Source organism: Xenorhabdus sp. Sc-CR9 (genome assembly GCF_963897815.1).
Classification (GTDB): Bacteria; Pseudomonadota; Gammaproteobacteria; order Enterobacterales; family Enterobacteriaceae; genus Xenorhabdus.
On sequence record NZ_CAWQTY010000027.1, the window covers coordinates 1 to 4,356 of the forward strand.

The 4,356-nt window shown below is 41.0% G+C and carries 2 protein-coding genes and 1 pseudogene; 2 read left to right on the top strand and 1 reads right to left on the bottom strand.

The features are described 5' to 3' along the window. Nucleotides 1–130: 130 nt before the first annotated feature. Both AACQ81_RS01505 and lhgO read left to right on the top strand, forming a co-directional pair. Nucleotides 131–1,786, top strand: a pseudogene (locus AACQ81_RS01505) (TRAP transporter permease); the annotation flags it as partial. Next, nucleotides 1,779–2,969 carry an L-2-hydroxyglutarate oxidase gene (lhgO, locus tag AACQ81_RS01510; RefSeq protein ID WP_237388398.1) on the top strand — a complete coding sequence of 397 codons (1,191 nt, stop codon included), beginning with the start codon at nucleotides 1,779–1,781 and terminating at the stop codon, nucleotides 2,967–2,969. The pseudogene AACQ81_RS01505 and the gene lhgO, both read left to right, overlap by 8 nt. 141 nt (nucleotides 2,970–3,110) lie before the next feature. On the opposite strand, the gene AACQ81_RS01515 is transcribed toward lhgO, so the two are convergent. Beyond that, nucleotides 3,111–4,061, bottom strand: a complete 951-nt coding sequence (locus tag AACQ81_RS01515) for an omptin family outer membrane protease (protein WP_237388399.1) — start codon at nucleotides 4,059–4,061, stop codon at nucleotides 3,111–3,113. Between the last annotated feature and the right edge of the window lie 295 nt (nucleotides 4,062–4,356).

Genomic DNA, 4,356 nt, shown 5'->3' on the forward strand with positions numbered 1-4,356 from the left:
ATGGTCAAGCAATGTGATTGCGGGGCACCAAGCCAAAGAAATAAGCTTAAAAAAGCCAGCTGGTGTGATGATTACCGCGCCCAAGTTTTCTTTGGCTGAATGTTAATCAAAGTATGCTCGTGCCCTGACCTACACTGACTTACACGTCGGGCGTAACAGTATTCCCAACACTACAGATTATGCCATGTCCGTCATCGGCCTAGGTGTATTATTTGAGGCCGCCAGAAGAACCACAGGCTATTTCATACCGAGTTTATCCATTTTTTCCATCGTTTATGCCCTGTTCGGTCAATATTTCATGGGGATATTTGGGCATGCCGGCTTTTCACTTGAACGCCTATTGTTCCGCTTATTTATGACCAGCGAAGGTATTTTTGGTATTACCTTATCCACCGCATCAACAGCAATCGTTACCTTTATCTTGTTCGGTGCATTTTTAAGTGTGAGCGGAGCAACTGCACTGTTCAATGATCTTGCTCTGGCAATTGCCGGTCGCCGTCGGGGAGGGCCAGCTCAGGTTGCTGTCATTTCGTCTGCCCTGACCGGCTCACTCAGCGGTAGTGCAGTTGCCAACGTAGCTACAACAGGGACTTTCACCATTCCTCTGATGAAAAATATCGGCTTATCTCCCCGTTTTGCCGGCGCTGTCGAAGCAACAGCATCAACGGGAGGAATGATTATGCCACCGATCATGGGAGCAGCGGCATTTATCATGGCGGGCTTTTTAGGTGTTTCCTACACTACCATTGTGATTGCAGCCATTATTCCGGCACTGCTCTACTATGCAGCCCTGATTATTGCCATTGATTTGGAAGCCAAAAAACAGGGATTAAAAGGTATCAGCAAAGAAAATATTCCCAAAGTCAAAGCTGTATTGAAAGCTCGTGGTTTATTATTACTGCCATTGTTTATCGTAATCGGTACCTTATTAACCGGAAAAACACCGATTTATGCTGGTTTTCTCGGCATTATTACAATTATTATCGCAAGTTGGATAACGCCAGATACTTCCGTTCGCATGACTCCGAATAAAATAGCTGCCGCCCTGAATGATGCAGCTCGTGGTGCAATTCAAGTTACCGTTGCTTGTGCCACCATCGGAGTTATTATCTGTGTTGTCACCATGACAGGCATTGGTTCTACCCTTGCTTTCAATATCGTTTCCCTGACTGACAATACGCTATGGATGATCCTGCTTGTCGTGATGGTTGTTTGCATTGTTCTCAGTATGGGATTACCTTCCACCGCCCTATATATTGTCGTTTCTGTGACAGTGTCACCCATATTAATCAAAGCCGGTGTTTTGCCACTGGCTGCTCACTTTTTCGTTTTCTGGTTTGGCGCACTTTCCAATATCACGCCTCCCGTCGCCCTTGCCAGTTATACGGCAGCCAGCATTGCCCGCGCTGATCCCATGCAAACATCATGGGATGCTGTTCGTTTGGCGTTTCCGGGTTTTATTATTCCCTTTATTTTGGTGTACAACCCGGCGTTATTAATGCAAGGCGATGACTTAAACGTTCTGTCCATCAGCTATATGATACTGACTGCCTTGATTGGTATTTACTCACTTTCTATCTCCAGTGCCAATTTCTGGATGTATAAAATTCATTGGTTAGAAAGAGTTCTCTTCGCAATTGCTGCTATTCTTCTGATTAAACCGGGAATGCTGACCGATCTCGTAGGCGTAGGGTTAATTATTAGTGCAGGAGCCATGCACATATTTCGTAATAGGTTGAATAACATAAAAAATAACAACAAAGAGGAACACCCTAAAAATGTATGACGTAATTATTATTGGTGCAGGATTAGTCGGGCTTGGCACTGCCAGTGCCCTGCAAGAGCAACATCCGCACTTACGTTTGCTGATACTGGATAAAGAAAATAGGGTTGCTGCTCACCAAAGCGGTCATAACAGCAATGTTGTTCATTCCGGCATTTACTACACCCCTGACAGTTTAAAAGCACGGCTGGCAAAACAGGGAAACCGTACAATATATGAGTTTTGTCAGCAACACGGATTATATTACGACCGTTGCGGCAAAGTGATTGTTGCAACGCAACTCAAAGAGTTGCCTTTGCTGGAAAACATCTATCGGCGAGGGTTAAAAAATGGTCTTGAAGTCAGCCGGCTATCACAAGCCCAACTGAAAGAGCGTGAACCTTACGTCAACGGGCTTGAGGCTATATTAGTGCCGAATGCTGGGATCGTGAATTATCCGGAAATTGCAGCAAAACTGGCTGAAATCATTCAGACCAGAGGTGGTGATATTCATTATCAGCAGCAAGTCCAAGGCATTAGCGAAAAAAGCGATTATGTTGAAGTGAAATCTCAACAAACCTGCTATCAGGCAAAATTTCTGGTGAATTGCGCCGGATTGCATAGCGACAGAATTGCCAAACTGGCTGGTTATGAAACTGGCATGAAAATTGTTCCATTTCGTGGTGAATATTATGTGCTGGACGACAGAAAAAACTATCTGGTGAATCATCTGATTTATCCCGTGCCCAATCCGGATTTTCCTTTCCTCGGTGTTCATTTTACACGGATGCACAATGGAAAACGGGACGTTGGCCCGAATGCGGTGCTGGCATTTAAACGTGAGGGGTATTACAAGACAGATTTCAATCCACGGGATTTAGCAGAAATACTGGTTTATAAAGGATTCTGGAAGATTGCCACTCGTTATTTTTGTGAGGGCGTAGCAGAAATGCGCCGATCCTTTTCACGTCAGCTTTTTACCGAAAATGCCCGTAAACTTATTCCTGATTTACAGCCGGAAGATATTACACCGGGTCCAGCCGGTGTGCGTGCCCAGGCACTTACCACTGATGGAAAATTGGTGGATGATTTTCATTTTGTAAAGGGTCGCTGTTCACTGCATGTCTGCAATGCGCCCTCTCCTGCGGCTACGGCATCAATAGAGATTGGGAGAGAGATTGTGAAGCGATATTTTGGTATAAGTTAATAAATTTATCGTAAAAACAATAGTATTATCTGTGCTGGCTCAGATCAGATTTGTCCTGATGGGTTCGTTCATGATTATGTTATAAATCCCAGAAGAAGAATTGCCCGGTATTTTCCGGGCAATACAAGTAGATAGGAAAAATTAAAAGCAATATTGGACTCCAAAATTCATATTATAGTTTCGGTTTTCAATTCCTGATGAACCATCATCAGAATAGTTAGTTTTATCTGTTTTATTGTTATGCATCACTGTATTACCTTTACCTTCATGATATTTATTCCAGACAAAGGCTGTATATACCTTAATTTCAGGTGTTACATAATAACCTGCATCTATTGCAACACCATAATAACGAACACTATCCGATTGTTCATAGAAAGTCTGATTGCTGAGATAATGTTCATCGTGATCTTTCGCTTTCACCCATGGGCTAAATTTCAGTAAAATATTAAATTCCAAATCCTGATAGCGATACTGTCCCCTTAATCCGATGTACGGTAGGCTATATTTTTGTTGATAGCCAATACCTGCTGTAGAAGAAAAACTTCCTTTATCCTTTCCCCCATCATAACTATAGTAACCATCATAATCCGTCCAGCTGAAACGAGTTTCTTGATAACCCAGAAGTGCGCCCAACTTGTAATCAGGCTGTTTAATTAACCAGGTTATAGCATTTAAATCAAACTCATTAGCGTAATTAAGGGGAGTATTTGGACTAACTGATTTGTCGATCCATTCGCTCTGAGATTGTTTTTTCGAATTATTCAAATTGTAATTGTAATCGTCTGACTTACTATTACGAGATGTTAATTTAACCCAACCATTGGCATTTAACGTTAACCAGTAAAAAGTATCCCAAGAAATACTACCCTTAGCAATTAAGGCATTACCAATTTTCCAGTCAAGCTCACTCATTTTACGCCCAGTTTCGACATCATAAACATATTCTTTCGACTCTCCTCTCAACCAACCAAAATCAATATCAAAAAACACGTTGCCAGAATCCAAATTGAGTTTTGGTTCTGAAGACGATTCTGCTGCTGTTCCAAAAGATAGTGCTGTCAATGTAAAAGCCATTAATACTTTTCTCATGATATCAATCCTCTAATAAAAATTTTATCTCACCATTTAGATTTTATTTATCTTTATAGCGAACCATCATCTTATTATTCGAATAGATAATATAAGAATTCACCATGGCTTTTGAAGTTATTCTTCTTGAAAAATAACAACTTTATAGAATGTGTTAATGTTTCCGCACATATATGGATTTTACTTTTTAATCACTGCCTCACAAATAAATAAATTATAAATAATTGTTATAAAAAAAACGTTTTATTAACCAGTTACAAAAAAGAATATGGTTTAAGCAACTAAAATTACATTT